13 protein-coding genes are annotated in these 18,542 nt (G+C 68.5%); 2 read left to right on the top strand and 11 right to left on the bottom strand.

Annotated features, from left to right (window positions below; translation table 11 throughout):
- Nucleotide 1: 1 nt before the first annotated feature.
- From BS329_RS20450 to BS329_RS20430, 5 genes are all read right to left on the bottom strand, one after another.
- A complete protein-coding gene (locus BS329_RS20450; RefSeq protein ID WP_244197230.1) occupies nucleotides 2–463 on the bottom strand; it encodes a helix-turn-helix transcriptional regulator in 462 nt (153 codons plus the stop codon).
- Between the two features lie 218 nt (nucleotides 464–681).
- The gene (locus tag BS329_RS20445) at nucleotides 682–3,438 is read right to left on the bottom strand and encodes a helix-turn-helix transcriptional regulator (RefSeq protein ID WP_076162854.1); all 2,757 of its coding nucleotides are present in this window, start codon (nucleotides 3,436–3,438) and stop codon (nucleotides 682–684) included.
- Nucleotides 3,439–3,453: 15 nt separating this feature from the next.
- Nucleotides 3,454–5,766, bottom strand: a complete 2,313-nt coding sequence (locus BS329_RS20440) for an ATP-binding protein (RefSeq protein WP_076162853.1) — start codon at nucleotides 5,764–5,766, stop codon at nucleotides 3,454–3,456.
- On the bottom strand, nucleotides 5,763–8,534 hold the full coding sequence (locus BS329_RS20435) for an AAA family ATPase (RefSeq protein WP_076162852.1): 2,772 nt from the start codon (nucleotides 8,532–8,534) through the stop codon (nucleotides 5,763–5,765). The genes BS329_RS20440 and BS329_RS20435 overlap by 4 nt, the downstream gene beginning before the upstream one ends.
- A gap of 713 nt (nucleotides 8,535–9,247) precedes the next feature.
- Complete coding sequence (locus tag BS329_RS20430; protein WP_076162851.1) at nucleotides 9,248–9,763, bottom strand: hypothetical protein; 516 nt, start codon at nucleotides 9,761–9,763, stop codon at nucleotides 9,248–9,250.
- A gap of 524 nt (nucleotides 9,764–10,287) precedes the next feature.
- Here BS329_RS20430 and BS329_RS20425 point away from each other — a divergent pair.
- Nucleotides 10,288–10,581, top strand: coding sequence for a hypothetical protein (locus BS329_RS20425; protein ID WP_076162850.1), 294 nt, complete (start codon nucleotides 10,288–10,290; stop codon nucleotides 10,579–10,581).
- Between the two features lie 457 nt (nucleotides 10,582–11,038).
- On the opposite strand, the gene BS329_RS20420 is transcribed toward BS329_RS20425, so the two are convergent.
- A complete protein-coding gene (locus tag BS329_RS20420; RefSeq protein WP_076162849.1) occupies nucleotides 11,039–11,626 on the bottom strand; it encodes a TetR/AcrR family transcriptional regulator in 588 nt (195 codons plus the stop codon).
- A 97-nt stretch (nucleotides 11,627–11,723) separates the two neighbouring features.
- Between BS329_RS20420 and BS329_RS20415 the strand changes: the two genes are divergently transcribed.
- Entirely contained in the window at nucleotides 11,724–12,767 is a 1,044-nt protein-coding gene (locus BS329_RS20415; RefSeq protein WP_076162848.1) for an NAD(P)-dependent alcohol dehydrogenase, read from the top strand.
- Nucleotides 12,768–12,896: 129 nt separating this feature from the next.
- Here BS329_RS20415 and BS329_RS20410 read toward each other — a convergent pair whose 3' ends face one another.
- From BS329_RS20410 to BS329_RS45535, 5 genes are all read right to left on the bottom strand, one after another.
- The gene (locus BS329_RS20410; RefSeq protein ID WP_076162847.1) at nucleotides 12,897–14,300 is read right to left on the bottom strand and encodes a protoporphyrinogen/coproporphyrinogen oxidase; all 1,404 of its coding nucleotides are present in this window, start codon (nucleotides 14,298–14,300) and stop codon (nucleotides 12,897–12,899) included.
- A 10-nt stretch (nucleotides 14,301–14,310) separates the two neighbouring features.
- The gene (locus BS329_RS20405; protein WP_076162846.1) at nucleotides 14,311–15,291 is read right to left on the bottom strand and encodes a terpene synthase family protein; all 981 of its coding nucleotides are present in this window, start codon (nucleotides 15,289–15,291) and stop codon (nucleotides 14,311–14,313) included.
- The gene (gene uppS, locus BS329_RS20400) at nucleotides 15,288–15,959 is read right to left on the bottom strand and encodes a polyprenyl diphosphate synthase (protein WP_084749989.1); all 672 of its coding nucleotides are present in this window, start codon (nucleotides 15,957–15,959) and stop codon (nucleotides 15,288–15,290) included. The genes BS329_RS20405 and uppS overlap by 4 nt, the downstream gene beginning before the upstream one ends.
- The gene (locus BS329_RS20395) at nucleotides 15,952–17,361 is read right to left on the bottom strand and encodes a prenyltransferase/squalene oxidase repeat-containing protein (RefSeq protein WP_158075817.1); all 1,410 of its coding nucleotides are present in this window, start codon (nucleotides 17,359–17,361) and stop codon (nucleotides 15,952–15,954) included. Before BS329_RS20395 ends, uppS begins: the two co-directional genes overlap by 8 nt.
- Before the next feature lie 431 nt (nucleotides 17,362–17,792).
- Nucleotides 17,793–18,452, bottom strand: a complete 660-nt coding sequence (locus BS329_RS45535; RefSeq protein ID WP_076162843.1) for a WS/DGAT domain-containing protein — start codon at nucleotides 18,450–18,452, stop codon at nucleotides 17,793–17,795.
- Between the last annotated feature and the right edge of the window lie 90 nt (nucleotides 18,453–18,542).

Genomic DNA, 18,542 nt, shown 5'->3' with positions numbered 1-18,542 from the left:
GTCACTTGACGAACTCCGCGCGGACCTTGGGTGGCCAGACCCCCGTGGTGAACATTCCCAGGCTGTAGGCACGGGAGATCAACGCCGGCCGGTTGGCCGCTTCGAGCGCGCGCAACATGTGACGCACGTGGTACTCCACCCCCTGCCGGCTCAGGTACAACTGTGAACCCAGTTCCACCACGGAGATCCCGGCCGCGATGCCCTCCAGGATACGGGTTTCCAGGTCGCTGAGCCGCCGCCCCGGTTCGGCCTGCTCCGGCCGCCCCTTGACCGTCTGCTCCGGGAATCGCCGCCCGCGGACCTCCCCGAAACGGCGGTTCAGTTGGCGCAACAGCTCGGAGTTCTTCTCCAGGACCCGCAACTGCTCGTCGAAGAGGGCCACGCCCGCGCTGGAACGCTCGACCAGCCCGCGGGGCAGGTCGTCGGTCCGGCCAGTTGTGCCGGAGTCATCGCGTTCGGACACCACAGATCACCTTTGCCTTCCTGGCAGCGAAAAACGCACCCACGAAACCGGGTACGGTGCAGAATCTCTTTCCCCCCAACGATCGTATGAACGCCGATGGTGGTCGGTCAACGCGAAGGAGCCGGGATCGGGAAATACTGTGGTCACGGAATAGGGCGGAAGGGTTCCCGCGAACGGTTGGTACGGCATCGAATGGGCCAACCTCGACATGACGCTACTCACACCGCGTTGACATCGGGAGCGAGCGCACGCAACGCATCGTCCAAACCGGATCGCCCGGACACGCCCAGCTTCCGGTAGACACGGGTAAGGTGCTTCTCCACCGTGCGGGACCTGACCCCCAGTACTTCCGCGATGTCCTGGTTCGTCCGGCCGGTGACGGCGAGCACCGCCACACGATGTTCGGCACCGGTCAGCGGCCTGGAGTCCGTGGCAGGCCCGGCCTGGCTCCCTTGTTCCGGCAGCAGGGTAGCGCCGCACTCGGCCGCGAGCAGGTTCCCGCGGCGCAGGAGTTCGGCCGCGTCCGCCTGCCCGTCGGCCCGCAGCCGATTGCCCAGCGACAGGCAGGCTCTCGCCAGTTCCAGTGCGTTGGGCGAACCGCCGAGCACCTCGACGGCCTCCCTCAGCAACTTCACGCCGGTCTCCCCCGACTCCATGCCGCCCCGGATCCGCAGCGCCCGCCCGATGGCCGTCGGGGCGCCCCACCGCTCCGCCAGCACTAGTTCCTCGTCGATCAGTTCACTGGCGTCACCGGTCTGACCGAGCTTGAGGTGATGGGCCGCGGCCCAGCTGCGCCAGGGCAGCACGGCGGGATTGCGCCAGCCGAGCCGCTCCACCATCCGCCCGCAGTCACGCAGGTGCCGGATCGCCTCGGTGCTGTTGCCCTGTCCTGCCGCCTGCGCCCCGGCGGCCAACGACTTCGTCAGCGCCGTGTGCGGATCATTGTCGGCGGGAAAGTACATCGTGGATATTCGGCCGATCAGCTCCGGGTCGGGCACCGCCGACTCGTGGATGATCGAGGCCAGCACCCCGACCAGCAGGAGGTCCCCGCCGATCCACTCCGGGTCGAGCAGCTCCAGCGCCTCGGTGATCAGCGGTACCGCCGCGGCCACCCGGCCGAGGCCGCACATCGCCCGCGCCAGCTCGGCGCAGGCGATCGCACGGGACACCGGCGCCTGCTGCTTGCCCGACTCGGACACGGACAACTCGAGCCAGGAACACACGGCCGGGGCCCTGTCGGCCGCCAGCAAGGCGGTGACCACCAGTGGCGTGGCCGTGTGCGCATGGTCCGGACTCGCCGGCTCGCGGTCGAGGATCCGGGTACCGAGCCGGGCCACCTCGACCGCGGTGAGGCGGCCGGTCAGCATGCCGGCGTACAGCAGGGTGGCGGTCAGTTCCCGGCCGCTCCGCGTGTCCATCGGTGGCCGGTCACCGAACTCGCCCAGCCGGTCCACCGCTTCGTCGAGGCGGCCAGGATCGAACTGTGACGCGTGCCGTAACCGCGCCTCCAGCCGCAGCGCCGCTTCCCGGTCCGCGCCGCGCAGGCGTTCGGGCTCACCGTGTTCACCCGCGATCCGGCGGACCTGTTCGACCGTTCGACTCGAGGTCCGACCCAGCGCCAGCAGCCCGATCGAGGCCGCTGCCCTGGCGCGCCCTGCGGGCGTGTCGAGCAGGTGGGTTGCCTGTAGCGCATGCCGCATCGCGGCACCGGTGTCGAATCCCTGTTCCGCGTTCGCCAGGCCCATCAGCAGCTCGGCCCGGCCGGGGCCCTCCGGCCCGCAGGCCAGCAGGGCCCGCCGCAGGTATCGGGCCGCTGACTCGGGATCTCCCCGGCGCAGCGCGGAATCCGCCGCCGAGCGGAGCACATCGGTGGTCCAGTCCTCCTGCGGCGCGGTCACCGCCAGCAGATGTGCGGCCACCCGCTCGGCCGGGTGGCCGCCCTGGTACAGCAGGGCGGCCACCTTGGTGTGTAACCGTTCCACCTCGGCGACGCTGGCGGAGTGTTCGACGGCGGCACCGACCGCGTGGTGGCTGAACCGAAGGCGTGGCTCGTCGGTGAGCAACCCGGCCCGGCGAAGCAGCCGGATAGCTTCGGTCCGCCCGGCCGGGTCCAGGTCGCACAACCGGTCGAGCAGTTCCGGGTCGGCGTCCTGCCCCAGCACCAGCACGGCCTGGCACAGCCGTCGCACGTGTTCGGGGTACGTCTGGAGGCAGGACAGGAAGCGGTGCGACAGTGCGGGCGGCCGCAGCGCACGGATCCGCGCGGCCTCCTCCGCGACCGGCCGGTGGCCTGCGGCGGCGGCGGCCAGCAGGGTCGCCTTGAGTACCATCGGGTTCCCACCGGAGGCCTCGTGGCAGGCGAGAACGAACTCCTCCTGCACCGGCCCGTCGAAATGTGCCTCCACGAGCAGCCGACAGGCCGGTACGGACAGACCGGACGGCCGCAGCCACCCGGTCGCGAGGTCGGTGACCGCTCGTGCCAGGGGCAGCTCGGTCTGGGGGTCGCCGTCTCTGACGGTCACCACCAGCACGGCTCTGGTTCCGTCGAGTCTTCGCGCCAGCTGTCCCAGCCAGCGCTGCGAGGGCTGATCGGCCGCGTGCACGTTGTCCACCAGCACCAGCAACGGCTGCCGATCGCTCGTCAATTCCACCGGATCCGGTATTTCGGGCCGCTCGCACGGCATGGCGCCGATCCGGTCCTTCACCGACGGGGGCCGGCCGGAGAGCCCCTGAGGTTTCGCCGGGTCCAAGAGCTGACGCACGACACCGAACGGGAAACGCTGTTCGGACACCGCCCCACTCGCCCGCAGCACCCTGGCACCGTGCTCGGTGGCCAGTGGTGGCAACGCGTCGAGGAAGGCGGACTTCCCGTTACCGACCGGGCCACCGACCACCAGCAGCGAACCCCGGCCGGCGCGGGCATGCCGCAACGCCTCGGACACCTGGCTCAGTTCGGTCTCACGTTCCAGCAACAACCTGTTTCGTCCCCTTCAGTCGTGCCGTGGCGGCAGCACGCGCGGCACGGCCCGGTCGGAGCGCCTCTCACCCCACTCGCCGCGGCGTCGTCGCCGGTAGGCCGTGGTCTCGCCGTGTACCGGCGAGAGCAGCCGCCTGGCCCGGACCGTGGCCCCGACCGCGCCCCACCGCGCGGCGAGCCGGTGTTCCTCGGTGATCAGCCGGACGGCCTCGTCACCGGCGCCGCGGTTCCATTTGGCCGTGGCCAGCGCGGCGCGCCAGGGCACTGCGGCCGGATTGTGCACACCGGCCGAGAGCAACCGGCGCCCGCACTCGCTCAGCTGGGCGTCCGCCGTCTCGGCAGCACCGCGCCGCAGGTTCAGCACTCCCTTGGCCAGCAACCACTGCGGCCACAGCACACCGTCCTCGGTCCCACTGGGCACCGGCCCATCCAGAGATCGGGCGGCCAGTTCGGTTTCGTCCAGCCGCAGATGCAGTCGCGCCCACGCCAATCGGAGCACCAGCGCGAACCTGGGGTGCCAGGAATCATCGGGCATGAGGCGGCTGGCACGGTCGAGATCGTCGGCGGCCCCGTCGGTCCGTCCCCGCCGCAGGTCGACCCCGGCTCGCGTGGCCAAAGCCAGGGCGACGGCCGCGTCGGCACCGGGCCGCAGGGCGTCGGTCACCACTGAGTCGAGCCCGGCCACGGCCTCATCCAGGTCGTCGGTCAGGCAGAGCGCGAAGCAGGCAAGGATCCTCGGCACGAACGGCGGCGTGTCCGGGCTCACGCCGATCCGGGCCAGCTCCCGTACCCGCTCGATGTCTTCACCGCCCAACGACAACTGCCAAGCCCTCACCCCGGCCTCGGCGGGATGAGGCGGGCCGGGGGCAACCTCGCACACCGGTTGCTCCGCCCACTCGTGCTTTCCCTCGTCGGTCAGCCGGTGCAACGCGGACAGCGCCGCGCCCCCACCGGAACCGGAGTCCATCCGCCCGAGCGGCGCCCTGGTCAGCCGGTGCACCAACGTCAGATCCCCGCGCGCCAGCAACAGATCCGCGGCCTGGACACGCAGTTCGTCCACCTCGGCCCCGCCGGGGCTCCTGATCACCTCGCCCAGATTGCGGCCGCTGGCCCGTGGGGCGTGATGCAGCTGCGCCGCACCGAGTTCGATCCGGACCTGTGCCCGACTTACGGCATCCATCGGCTCGGCCAATGCCCGCTGGAGGTACTTCACCGCCGTCGCCGGATCTCCGCCGGCGTGGCTGGCCGCCGCCGCGTCGCGCAGCACGGCCACCGACCACGGCGCCCCATGCACCCGCACCCAAAGCAGCATCTCGGCCAGAGCCTCGTCGGGAATCGCCGCCAGCCAGCCGGCTTCGACCGCCCGGAGGTGGAGCTTCTCCCTCGCCGCGGTGGACATAACGGCCAGCAGCCGCTCGGCGGCGACCGGATCGGCGAGTTCGGGCCGCTCGTCGCCAGTGACCAGCCCAGCGGCCCGCAACCGCACCAGGGCTAGCGAGCCGGACCCGTCGCGGAACCCGGCCACCCGGCACACGAGGTCGTAGCCGAGTTGCCCGCCGCACACCGCGATGGCCCGGACCAGGTCCACCAGGTCCCCGGGCAGGACCTCCACCATGCGCACGAACAGGTTCCCGGTCTCCTCGGCCGCCACCGCCCGCAACCGCGTCCGGTCCGCCGCCCGCAACCCGGTCAGCGCGAACTGCTCGGTGACCGCGCGCAGAACGGTGGGGCACCCGCGGGTGACCGTGTGCACCGCCAAGACGGTCTCCTCGTCGACGCCAGGCCCGTACCTGGCGGCCAGCGTCGCCCGCACCCCGTCCAAGGACAGAACGGCGGTGGTGAGGACCTCGCCGCCGGCGTTGCAGGTATCCACCAGTTCCCGCAGCGCCACCTGCTGCCCGGTGCTGACCGGGAACGCCGGGCTCCGCGCCGCGAGCAGCAACAGCACCGGCAGTTCGCTGAAACATCTAGCCATCAGGTGCAGTCGGCAGAGCGACTCGAAGTCGGCGAACTGGACGTCGTCCACGGTGACGAGCAGGGGGCCGGTGGCGGCCCGCATCGGCTCGGCCAGCTGGCTCAGCACACCCCAAGCCGACCCGGTTTCGGTGAGCGAGCCCTGGGCCGCCGCGACAGGAATGCCCTTTTCGCCTGCCCGGTCGGTCAACCAGCGCAGCAGCGCGCTGCGCCCGGATCCCGGCGGCCCCTCCACCATCGTCACGGTGGACCGTCCGGCCCGCAACGACTTCAGCTGACGTAGCAGCACTTCGAAGTGCGCTTCCCGCTCGATCAGTGGTTCCGCCACCGCACGGCCGTGCCGGCCGGTCATGGGCTCTCCCCCGCCACGGCGCCCAGCCCTTCGACCAATTCGGGCCGCCCGGTCACGCCGAGCTTGCGGTAGGTGTTGGTCAGGTGGATCTCCACGGTTCGCAGCGAGACGAACAGCTCCTCGGCGATCCGCCGGTTGCTGACACCGCCGGCGGCCATCGCCGCGATCCGGCGCTCGCTCCCGGTCAACGTGTCCGCCGCGGCCCTGGACGATCGGTACGCCCGTCCGCCCGCCGCGACCAGGAGCCGTTGCGCCGGCGCCACGATCCTCCGCGATCCGCTGCGGTTGGCCAGGTCGATGGCGTGGCGCGCGTGCTGTCGAGTTCCCTTCGTGTCCCCCGTCCGCAGCAGGGCGAGGCCGAGGCGATACTCGGCCCTGGCCAGCACCAGCGGGGCCGGCGCGGTCCCCAGCACGTCCACCGCTCCGGTCAGCAACTCGACCGCCGTCAGTCCACTTGCGACAGTTCCCCGCGCCAGCAGGCCCATTCCGATCAGCCGTGCGGTCGGCCAGCGGTGGAACTGCTCGCCGACCCGCTCGATCACCCCGTCGGCCGCGGCGAGATCCCCCTCATCCACCAGCGCCTCGACCGCGTCGCTCCACCACGGGACGGAGGCCGGATTCCGGTTGCCCACTTCGGACAGACTCCGCTCGCAGGCACGCAGCAGCCGCAGTGCCCCGGTACGGTCATCGCGCGCCAGCCGCGCTCTGGCCCGGACCAGCAGGAAGGTGCTCCACTCCCAGACCGAGTCGGCGAGCCGGTCCCGGTCGACGCCGTCGAGCAGGCTGTCCGCCCGGTCGGCCTGCCCGGTCTCGACCATCACGGCGGCCTGGGCCATGGCCGCGAGAGCCGGGGCCTTACCCCACGGCGTCCGCCGGACGATCTCCATCGCGTTCCCGGCATCCGCCGAGGCCTCGGTCAGCCGGCCGGCCCCCTGCGAGGCGAACGACCGCGCCACCAGGGTCACGCAGTGGGTCCAGACGTCGCCGCGGTGTCTGGTGTCCTCCAGTTGCAGATCGAACAAGGCCCTGGCGTCATCCACTTCGTCGGCCAGTTGCAGTACCAAGGCGGGAGCGAGCCTGGCCGCGCCATGGCAACCCTCCGGACCCCGTAGCGCCCGGCGAGCCAACGACACCGCGGTATCCAGGTGCTGACCGTCGAGGACGGCAAGCACTGCCATCCCGGCGAGCGTCTGGATGTCGGAGACGCTGTCCCCGCCGGGCTCAGACATCGAGCGCGCCAGCTCGATCACCATCCGCACGGTGGAACGGTCCTGGGCGCCGACGATCAGCAGCGTGGACCGCAGCAGGCCCCGCGGCCGATCAGCCGTGTCTGGCAGCCTCGACAGCGCGTCCACCAGCACCGGTATGGCCTCGCGGGCCTGGTGAGTCACCACCGCGGTCAGCGCGAACTGCATCGCGATCGGTGCGTGGCCGAGCGGATCGAACCTGGTCTCGACCAGCGCGCCCCGGAGCCGGGACAGGGCTTCGTGTGGATCGACGAAGGCCAGTGCCCTGGCCAGTTCACAGACCGTCGGGAGGTCGACCAGCTCGGCCGGCACCCGATTGAGGTAGCGGACAGCGGCCTCGGGGGTGCCGTGGGACAGTGCCTTGACCGCCGCCTGCCGTAACAGCGCGGACTGCCATGGCTCGGCCACTTCGGTCCGCAGCAGGTGCTCGGCCACCTGGAGGATAGGCGATCCCGCGTCGTTGAGCAGCCAGACGGCCCTGGCCCGCAGCCGGGCCAGCTCCACTGCCGGGATCTCGTCGAGCACCGCCGCGCGTGCCGCCGGGCCGTCCAGTTCGGCCCCGCCGAGCACGGTCATCGCCGAAGCCACCAACGTGGCGGGCACCTCGGCCAGCGCGGTGAGCAGCTCGATCTGGGCCGAGCCCAATACGGCCATCGCGACCGCGACCCGGCGCACGTGCTCAGGCTGGCCTGCCAACCGGCCCAGCGCCGACGCCGCGGCCACGTCCGCGCTGACCCGGTCCACATCGGTGTCCAGCCGCACCCCGGTGAGCAACCGATCGAGCAGTAGCGGGTTGCCACCACAGATCTCGGTGAAGTGGCGGGAGCGGTTCCTGGTCGGCGGCTTCGGCAGGACCGCCGCCATGATGTCGCCCACTTCTTCCTCCGACAGCGGGCCCGGTTCGAGCACTTCGCAGTTGCCGTCCGCGGCCAGCTCGGCCAGCAGGGGCCCACTCGGCTCCACGGCAGGGGTGCGCTGCGCCAACAGCACGAACAACGGCACGTCGGTGGCCCGGCGCAACAGGAAGTCCAGCCAGCGCAACGAACCCACGTCGCACCACTGCGCATCGTCCAGCACGAGGGCCAGCGGGCCGCCTGCCATCACGTTGCGGGTGAACCGATGCAGCCCGTCCAGGATCGGGTAGCTCACCGACTCGGCCCCCTCGAACAGCACCGGGACCGCTCGTCGGGCGCAATCGTTGAACAGCGGCGAGTCCAGTTCGACGGTGCCGCGCAGCAGCAGCGGCGCGAACAACCGGCGCAGCGCGCTATAGCCCAGTTGGGTGTCAGCCGGGTCACAGTTCACCGCCAGGGTGGGAATGTCGTCGACCGACAGCTCCCGGCGGGCAGCGGCGATCAGGCTGCTCAGGCCGATACCGGCGGGACCGCGCAGCAGCACCGCCTTGGCGCGGCCGGACCGGATCCCGGCGATCCCGGCACTGAGCCGATCGAGTTCGACCCGCCTTCCGACCAGAGCCGTGGTGTCCCGGCCCGCGCCGCGCGGGACGACTCCGTTAGACAACGTTGTCATACTTTTCGATGCCATACGTTTACTCCCCTTGCAGACCCGGCGTCATCCCGCGACCGCGGATGACATCCCTGGACAGCCGCCGCGCTGCGACCCGGACCCCAACATCTGAAAAGCACACGCCAGTCTCTTGCTTTTGTTGTACAGCAGAAGGTGGCCTTCCGGATCGACCCGGTGAATCACGGCGAAATTGTCTGCACAAAGAACCATTGGCGGCAACCGAACGGGCAAGCCGACACAGGTTGAGTGGGACGAACAGGGTCGCCCTTCGACAACGAGCGTCCGGCCGAGCCGGTGAGTCTTTCCGCGTAGCCGGTGGTGACTTTGGGTAGCGGCGGCTGTGACTGTGACACCCGAACCTGTTGCCATGCAGTAAAAGAGCGTAGAACCCCGGTATGGAGGTGGGCCGCTAATTGGCCCTTAGACCAATTTCGTCTTGCCTGGCGGTAGCGGAGGTCGTGTAGCGCGGCAAAGGCTCCGCCGCGGCTGCGGCGATATAGCAGGTAGGCCTGTGGCCGGGCCGCCGCCGCGTACTCCAGCCGTAGTTCGTGATGTTCTTGGTTCGTGGATGGATTGTCGCTGGTAGTGGCCTTGCTGGGCGCGATATTGGTGGCGTTTGCGCCATCGTGAGCAGCGGATCCGGTGCGCGGCATCGAGAACCGGGCGACTGATGAGGGCGATGAAGAGGTGGCGAAATTCCCTGCAGATCAACGAAATCCATCCGGCGGCCGAGGATATGGGGGTTCGTTCGGTGGACTTGACAACGGCGAGGAAAGCGTGGCGAGCATCGCCATGACCGTCCAGCGACGGACCTGGTGTTGATCAAGCCCGGTGAGACCTTTGCCGACCTGGAACGACTCCTCGACCGTCCACCTCCTGCCTGCGACCTGCACCAAGACCCTCAGCGGCACCGGCTCGGGCGAATTGCGGCGGTAGCACGCCAACTCGCCGGTGGTGCGGTTACGGCGGATTAGCAGCCACTGGCAACCGCCGCGCTCGTCGATATCGGCGAAAGCCCAGTCGTAGCAGCGATGCCCCTTCGCTCCGGCGCCTGCGGAGAGGCGCTGCCAGACGTGTTTGGGCGGCCTCGCGGCAACACCATCGGCGCGCAGTTCGCCTGCCGGGGTGCTGACACGGCGGTCGCAGCCGATGGCGAGGACGTAGCCGACGCCGCGTTGCTCGGAGGGTCCTTGCGCAGGCTGGGTCGGCTCCGTAGACCTCATCCCTGGTGATCCACCCCCGGGGAGCGCGGCCAAGCTGCTCACCGAGCGGCACACTGCGGCAGTGGACGACCTCAGGCGGTCGACCGCGGCCGCGTCACAGTCACTGCCCGCGTCTTCCTGATCGAGAATGACTACGCCATCGCCCTACGCGACGCCGAGAACGCCTGGCTCAGCCGCGCCCTCGCCGACCTGACAGTTGACCACTGCGGGTGGTGTTTCCTTCCGCGGTGGTTGATCCGTTGGGTCTTGGCGCCTCACTTCGTGGCGGTGGCGAGGTGTTGCTGGCCGCCGGTGGGAGCCAGCGCGTGGAGCAGTGCAGTGCCGCGATGGGAGCCCTGCAGGTGAACAGTCGGTGAACCTGCCGATGTGGTGTCGAAGTGTCGGTAGCCGACAGGTTGATTACCGCGTTCATGCTGAGGATCGTCCAGAGTGGGTAAGCGCGAGTAGTCTGGGTCATCTTGAAATGAGACGAACGTGGGGTCGTGATGCTTCGAGGATGGCGCGCGCGACGCGACCAGGCCTATATGGAGAAGGTGGCTGCGAGGCGCGAGGCTGAGCGGGTGCGTAACCGGACGCCGCTCGCCGAGCTGCACCCGCTGGTTCGTGAATTGGTGGAGATAGGCTCTCGGGGTGAGGGTGGTTTCCTCACCGAGGATGGTCGTGACGACGAACGCACCAGGGAGATCGGCTCTCAGATCTACCGCTCGGGAGGGATCGCGGCAATGAAGGCCGCGCATCAGCAGGTCGCGTACTGGGTGCCCTTCAAGGCTCCTCACTTGGACCGCGCCTGGGGCGGGATCGGGGGTTGGCAGAGTTGAGTAACAGCCGTCCGCTCGCACTTCGAACGCATCGGCGATTCGCTCGAAGTTGAATGCAATCGGCGGTGTCGCTGTTCTACTCTCAAGGCTCATCGGGGCAACAGAAGCGGCCCCGTAGCGAACTCGCGGGCAGACTTCCGTAACGCCTGAGCAGATGCTCACGCAGTGCTCAGGCACACTCGGAAATGCTCAAATCGGCGCGGAAACTACAGCACTTGTACGTTCCAGGTGAACGACCTGGTGTTTCCGCGCGACGTGATCAGCCGGGAAGCGGCTGGTGTCCGCACTGCTTGATCGCAAGCTGTCTGGCGGCGCGGCAAACAGCATGAGCGTATGCCGGTGTCACGTATGGGCAGGGGCGGTGGCCAAGGCTCGTGAGTTGATGAGCTGACAGAGGCGCAGTTGCGTCGGGTATGTCGGGTCGTCGCTGGGGCAGGGGCACCGCATGGGTCGACTTCTAGTCGGGTGCGATGACCCGCTGAACGCTGTCGCGGAGCAGGGTTCGGCGTCGCTCGTGCAGCTCTGCGGGTTCCTGATCGCTGGCAGCGTAGACGTTACTGACCGGTGACCATGCCATGGACATCGCGATGACCATGGCCATGAGGTCGAACGGATCGCCGGATCGGACGAGGCCCGCGGTTTGCGCGTCGGTGATGGCGCGCACTTTGGCCTCATCGAGGCGGTTGACGTCGTCGACGAGGTGACCGGTCGGGCGTCGTTCCAGGCGCGCCCAGGTGGCCAGCCGGATCAGGTCGGGGCGACGGAGGTACTCGTCGTACAGGCGGACCGCCCAGTCCGCCAGATCAGCGGTGTCGATCGGGACGACGGTCATGATCCGTTCCAGGGAGCCGAAGAAGATCGCGTCGAACAGTCTTTCCTTGTTACCGAAATAGCCGTAGAGCTGGGCCTTGTTGGTGCGGGCGGTGGCCACAATTCGTTCGACGCGTGCCCCTGCGATCCCGTACTGGGCGAACTCTTGGGTCGCCACCTCCATGATGCGCTGCCGCGTGGCGGCACCACGCGAGGTCAGGGGCTTGTCGGGCATGTCTCACAGCTTAACAACAGACCGGTCTGTTTGCTATGTCCTCAGCCCTCGGCTAAGTTGAAGCAAACCGAACAGTCTGTTTATCTTAGGAGTCAGCATGAGGACCACAGTGGGCTGGCAGGCCGACGGCGCCGGGATCGCGTTGCGGCGGGTGTCGTTCGAACGCCGGGAACTGCGAGCCGACGACGTCGCGGTGCGGGTGGACTACTGCGGCGTCTGCCATTCCGATCTGCACGCCATTCACGCCCGTACCGGCACGGCGAACGCGCCGTTGGTGCCGGGCCACGAGTTCACGGGGGTGGTGACCGACATCGGGCGTGAGGTCACGCGATTCGCCGTCGGCGACAGGGTGGCAGTCGGCAACATCGTCGACTCCTGTGGTGTGTGCGTCATGTGCCGACAGGGGCAGGAAAACTTCTGCTACGAGTTCCCGACCCTGACCTACGGTGGCACCGACCGCCACGACGGAACCATCACGCTGGGCGGTTACTCCCGCGAGTACATCGTTCGCGACCGGTTCGCCTACCCGCTCCCCGCAGGCCTTGACCCCGCGGCCGCGGCTCCTCTCCTGTGCGCGGGGATCACCGTCTGGGAGCCACTACGGGCCCTCGGCGTCGAGCCCGGTACTCGGGTCGCGGTCGCCGGACTCGGTGGCCTCGGGCACCTCGCGGTCAAGTTCGCCGTCGCACTCGGTGCCGACACCACGGTCATCAGTCGGTCGGCCGACAAGGCCGATGACGCCCGCCGCCTCGGCGCCCACGACCTGATCATTTCCACGGACCAGCAACAGATGACCACCGCCCGCGACCGGTTCGACGTCGTCATCGACACCATCGCCGTCCCGCACGACATCACCCCCTACCTGCGGCTGGTCGCCCTGGACGGGACACTCAGCCACGTCGGGCACCTCGGGCCGGTCACCGTGGAGACACTGGATCTGCTGATCGGGCGCAAGAAGCTCAGCTCCGCCGGCAGCGGCGGTCGCCCCGAAACCGCCGCCATGTTGGAGTTCTGTGCTCAGCACGACGTCTCCGCAGACATCGAACTCGTGCCCTCGGCGCGCGTGCACGGAGCCCTCGCCCGCCTGGAGCGCAACGACGTCCGCTCCCGCTTCGTACTTGACATGTCCGACCTTTCGTAGCCCGCACCACGGTCAGTTCTGGAGACGTCAACTGCAACACAGACAAGGCAACCTGAAACTTTCCACGACATCAGATCAAAAGGTCACCCCCCGCCGAGGGACTGGGACTGTCCCATTACGACTGGAGTACTAGTGCTGACTGGTCATGTTGGGGCCTGGGTCCGGGTCGCCGGTCGGTGGGGGCTGTGGTGGTGGACTGGCAAGCAGGTGGTTCAGGACGCGGGCGGCGGCGTGTTCACCGGAGCGGAGCGCTCCGTAGGTGCTGGACGGGGCGAAGTAGTCGCCGGCCAGTTGGATACGGGGGTTGGCGGTGCGACGGCGGGCGTTGAATTCGCGCAAGGCGCCGTAGCCGCCGGGGGGCCGGACGACCAGCGCGAGGGCACGTCGGTTGACGTGGGTGGTGATGACGGTGTCGCGGACACCGGGAAGGAGGGATTCGGTGGTGTCGAGCAGGCGCTGGGCGATGTCGGCGTCGTCGCGTTCCCACCACTGCTTGACGAAAGCTTCCCGGGAGTGGACGGTGATCAGCCCGCGGCCGCCGTCGACTCGACCGGGAATCTTGTTGTGGTGCAGTTCGACGCCGGCGGCATCGGGGTGGGTGGCTTGGCAGGTGAAAATGTTGGGAGAGGTTTCCCTCGGCGGACGGGACAGGCCATAGGACACGATCAGACCTCGCGAGTAGGGAACCGCGCGCAGGTAGGCCGCTTGATCGGGAGGTAGGTCGGGCAGGATGTCGGCTGCTTGGGGGGCGGGGACGGTGACGATGGCGGCATCGGCGGTGAGTTTTGTGTGGGCGCCATGTTCGTCGGTGAAAGATACTGACGCCCCGGTGGGGTTGGCGCGCACGGCGGTGACGGTGGTGTTGAGGGTGACGGGCAAGCGATCGGCGAGGGTCTGGGTGAGCAGGCCGACTCCTCGAGGGCTGTTGAAGTGCGGGACGAGAAACTTCGTGGCGTAGAAGAACATGTCGGCCGCCGCCAAATTGTCGGGCGAGCCAAGAACGATCCCCCCGCCGAACAGGGGCTCGCAGATACGTTCGTGGATCTCGGGGGTGAGGTGACGGCGTGCGTACTCGGTGACGCTGAGCTGGTCCAGTTCGGTGTTCTGGTCCATGGTGTCCCAGCCGAGCCTTGTCCGGTGGCGCACGAGCTCGGGCAGTGCCCGGGCTAGTGCCAGCTTGGACCGCGTGCCGAGCAGCGGTGTACGCAGGAAGTCCAGTACGGAGGTGGCTCGGAGGCGGTGCGTCTTACCCGCGTGCAGGAAACCACAGGTCGGGTTGGCCGGGCCGAACTGATCGGCGATGCCGAGTTCAGTGATCAAGTCGAGCATTCTGGTGTAGTTGGTGCCCAGGATGCTGGCTCCCAATTCGATGCGGAACCCGTCGTGTTCGTCGGTGCGCATCCGGCCGCCGGGACGTGACTCCCGTTCCAGGACGCGGACTGAGACGCCGTGCCGGCGCAGCCGCCAGGCCGCGGTGAGGCCGGCGATGCCGGCGCCGACCACGATGACGGTGTGTGGCGAGAGCGCGGGCATGGAAGTCTCCTCACGGTCGGTCCTCGTGGTGGGCCAACAGGTGCTGCCAGTAGGGCTCGATCGCCGCGGCGCTGCCCTCGACCCAACCGCCGATGGCCGCGGCCAGAGCACGATGAGACTCGGCCAGGGCGGGATCGCCGCTGGTACGAACGAGGTCGGCGGCGAAGCGGTGGGTGTGGGCGGCGTGCAGGATCACCGCCGCCCGGTACGCCTCCGGTAGCGGCAGCGCGTACTCGCCTGCCAGAACCGTGACCACGTTGACCGGATCGCCTTGTCGCTGTTCGTGGGCGAAGCCGAGCAGGTCGTTGGCCAAGCCTCCGATGAGGAAGGCTTGGTCGGCCAGACTGTCCAGACCTGCCGGCAGCGGCGCACCAGGGGGTGGCATACCGGGCATCAGCCTGTGTAGCAGCAGCGGATGCCCTCCGGAGGTGGCGGTGCGGTCGTGCAGGTAGGCCGCGAGTGCGGGCGGCCTGCCGGTGCGCCGCCATGGGGCTTCCCCGGCGCAGGCATCGAGGTAACGTCCCAGTTGCCCGGCCAGCTGCGGTAGCAGCGCCATTCCGCCGATGTCGACGATTTCGTCGCGCACCGAGACCAACACGCCTGCCAGTCCCTGAGCGGCAGACCGATCGTGGGTAGCGCCGTCCCGCAGCAGTCCCGGCAGGTCCATCGCCTGATGAATGGCCAGCAGTGGTTCGTGCTCGGCCACGGTGTCGTCGAACGCGAAGACCCAGGCGAGGTAGTGGGCGGTCACCCGGGCGATCGGAGTGGGGACGTCGGGCATGCAGCAGCCGACGATCAGCCCGACCTGCCGTCGTGTCAACTGCTGTATGTCCTCGCCCGCGTACAGATCGACGGTGGTGGCCCAGTGGCGTAGCTCGGTCTCGATCGAGTCACTGTCGGGGTGGCGACGGGTCGACGGCGGGGCCAGGCGTTGGATGTGGGTGTGGGCGAAGCGGGCCAGCCGCAGGTGGGAAGCAGCGGTGGTGGTCATGCGCCTGCCCTTCGGTCGCGGCGGGCGTAGGAGTCCAAGGCACGATGGAGGGACCGCTCGGTGAATTCCGGCCACAGTTCGGGAGCGAAGTACAGTTCGCTGTGAACGCTCTGCCACAGCAGGAATCCCGACAGCCGTAGCTCGCCGGAGGTGCGGATGATCAGATCGCAGTCGGGCTGTCCGCGCCGCTCCAGCTCCGCTGACAGCGCGGTAGCGTCCAACTTCCCCAGAGGATCGGCGGTGAGCAGGGCTTGGGCTGCGGCCACGATCTCTTCTCGTCCGTCGTAGGCCACGGCCAGATTGACCAGCAGACGGCGGTCGACGATGTCCTTCGACGTATCAGGAGCGCGGACGGGCAGGGCCACCCGACCCGGGGAGCCAATCAGACGCAGGTCCCACCCTGGGTGGCCGTCCACCCTGTCGACCAGTTCGGCGATGGCGGTGGCCATGCCGGCCACATTGGGTCGCCGGGCGATGTTGTCCAAGGACAGCGCCCAGACAGTGACCTCTTCGACCCCCGCCTCTTCGCACCAGCTCAGTGCACGCATGGTCGTTTCCGCACCTCGCCGGTGTCCCTCCAGCACCGGCAGGCCATGTTGTGCTGCCCACCGCCGATTGCCGTCCGGGATGATGCCGACGTGCCGCGGCGGCTTGCCTGGCTCACCCACGGGTCGTCCCCTGGGCCCGCGCAGCAGGCGCCGCGAGCCGGCGGTCGAAGTGTCCTAACGCCAGGAGGGTGAAGATCTCGGCGAGGACCGGCACGGTGAACACGAACGGCCGCGGGCCGATGGAGTCCGGGATCGCTTGCAATCCGTCGGCCCCCCGGGGGGCATGGGCCAGAAACTCGGCCGCGACCGCGGCTGCCCTGGGATCGGCATCGGGGATGCTGCATAGGGCGGTCAGCCCGTAGGCGGTACTGATGACGTCGCTGGCATCTCCTGCCTGCTGACCCCATCCCCCGTCATCATTTTGCCCTCCGATCACCAGAGCGGCGGCGCGACCGACCATACGCCGCACGGTGGCCGAGCCACTGCGCGGTCGCCGGGATGTGCACAGCAGTACGCGGCAGACGGTGTGCAGGCGGCTGCTGCTCCAGTCCGGCGGAAACGAGCCATCCTCGTTCTGTTGTGATACCAGGAACCGCAGACCCTCGGCGATGTGCCCGGCGTGTCGGTCGGACCGCAGGGTCAGCGCGTCCAGGGCCGCGGCGGTCATCGACGCCTCCGAAGCCGCCCCGGCCACATAGGTGGGGAACCCGCCATCGGTCCCCCGCACCGCCATCAAGGACCGTATGCCCCGCCGCACCGAACCCCGGTAACGTCGCGAGTCCACCCTGTCCAGGAACTGCACCGCCACGGACGTGTCGTCCACATCGGTCTGCACCGCCGTGTCGGAGTAGGACCAGCCGCCACCTGGCTGCTGACAGGCGGCCAGTCGATCGGCCAATGCCCGCAAGGTCGGCTCGGCGGCGTTCACGGCGGCCAAGGCCACACCGGCCGTCGCGGTGCACCAGGTGTCCACATCGGACACGAACGGCAGACCGCCATCGGATCGCACCTGCGCCGCGAGCGTGTCCACCCCGGCCGCGACAAGCCGGCCGGTATTGGGCAGCAAGGTCAAGGCGTGCAACACCGAGAGGTGAATGAGCACATTGCCCTCCCACAGCCGCGGGGCGCGCTGCGTATCAGCCAGACACCGCACGTCCTCGTCGCTGATCCGCGCCGATTGCCCCGAGACCGCCGCCAGGATCACCTTCGCGGCGGTCATCTGCACGGACGCCCAGCTGTGCAGGAATGCCGTGTCGAAGGCCGCCGGCTCCCAGGTGATTTCCCCAGGCGCGCCCACGACCGCCAACAGCGCTTGTGCCAGCACGCGTTTGCGGCTGCCGGTAAAATCCGGTGCGGCCCGCACCACCTCGGCAAGCACATCCGATCGTACGTTTTTGCCGCCCAGCGTGATCTCGGCCATCGTCCGTTCGAAGCCAGTGGTCTCGGGTGCTTGCCGCTGCACATAGGTTTCGACAGCCGCGTACAGGTCAGGCCGTAGGCCGGTGCGTTCCAGCAACCGCATGGTGAGCGCTGACTCGAGAACTCGGCTGCGACACGGATCCCGTACGGCGGCATCCGGGCCCATTCGGGCCACCAAACGGTCGGTCAGCCAAGAGCGCAGTTCGACTGCCCCGGACGGCATGGCTTCTGTCGGCCAAGGGGCGTATGGCGCGATCCCGGCAACCCGCACTGAACCTCCCGTGACGCCTACCGGCCGTATCCTGGTTCCAGTAAGCCAGCGACAGGAGAGGATCGATACACAAGGCGGGCAAAATCCACCCAACGGACTATGGAGAGAAATGTGTCCAAGACGAAGTGGTGTCGGTACCGCCGTACGAGGACATTTCCGGGCCCGTGGCACTGACACACGAACACGGTGAAATACGTGCAGAGGCTTCGAAGTCACCATGCTCGGCTATTCCCGGCGAGTTGTGGATCATCGCTCGGTCTTATTCAAGCAAGGTGGGACACATGGCTGTCAGCGCAGGAGATCCACTGCTGCACCTTGGGTGAGCGGGTGGTAGCCACGATGGCGGGAAGCGGGTGCCACACGCCGCGGTACTTGGTGCCGAACGCTACTTCGACCGGCTCGGACGGTGAACGTTGGTCGAGGGTTACTGGGACAGTCGCGTCTGCCACGTGGGTTTGGCAGCATCCTGGAGTATTTCGGCGAATCTTTCTTGAAGGCACGTCACGAATGCCGTTGGTTCCGTGATGACATGGGTGTCCATGGTGATGCCGAGCTGTAGCCGGTCCTTTTAGGACAGGAGTGCGATTCCGATGGGGGGTGCGCAGTAGTGGCAAGTACGGGTGGATGGCAGTGACTTTGGCGCCCGCGAGGCACGTTTCTACGGGAAGTCCGGCGAAGTTGCTCGCCATGAGGTCGTTGCCACGAAGCAGAAAGCCGATACTGGCCGCTATCACCTTGGTGGGGGCATAAGCCAGACGGTGGGCGATCAAGTTCACCACACGCAGGGTCGGGCTGGTGACAATGCCGGTGACGGGACGCCGGATGTTCCTGACTCGCTCCGTTGGCCCGGATCCATGGGCGGGCAGGGTCAGTCGGGCGCTGGCCAGATGATTTCCACCTGGCGGGGAATCCGGGCGGCGCACGCTAGCGCTGGGTCGCCCCCTTTGTGCCCGAATTTACCGACACCACCTTAGAGCTTGTCTCATGTGGTGAGTTTGCGGAGTTTCTTGTAG

The organism is Amycolatopsis coloradensis (assembly GCF_001953865.1).
Taxonomy (GTDB): domain Bacteria; phylum Actinomycetota; class Actinomycetes; order Mycobacteriales; family Pseudonocardiaceae; genus Amycolatopsis; species Amycolatopsis coloradensis.
The sequence above is the reverse complement of the archived record's forward strand: the minus strand, read 5'-3'. Positions and strand labels throughout refer to the sequence as shown.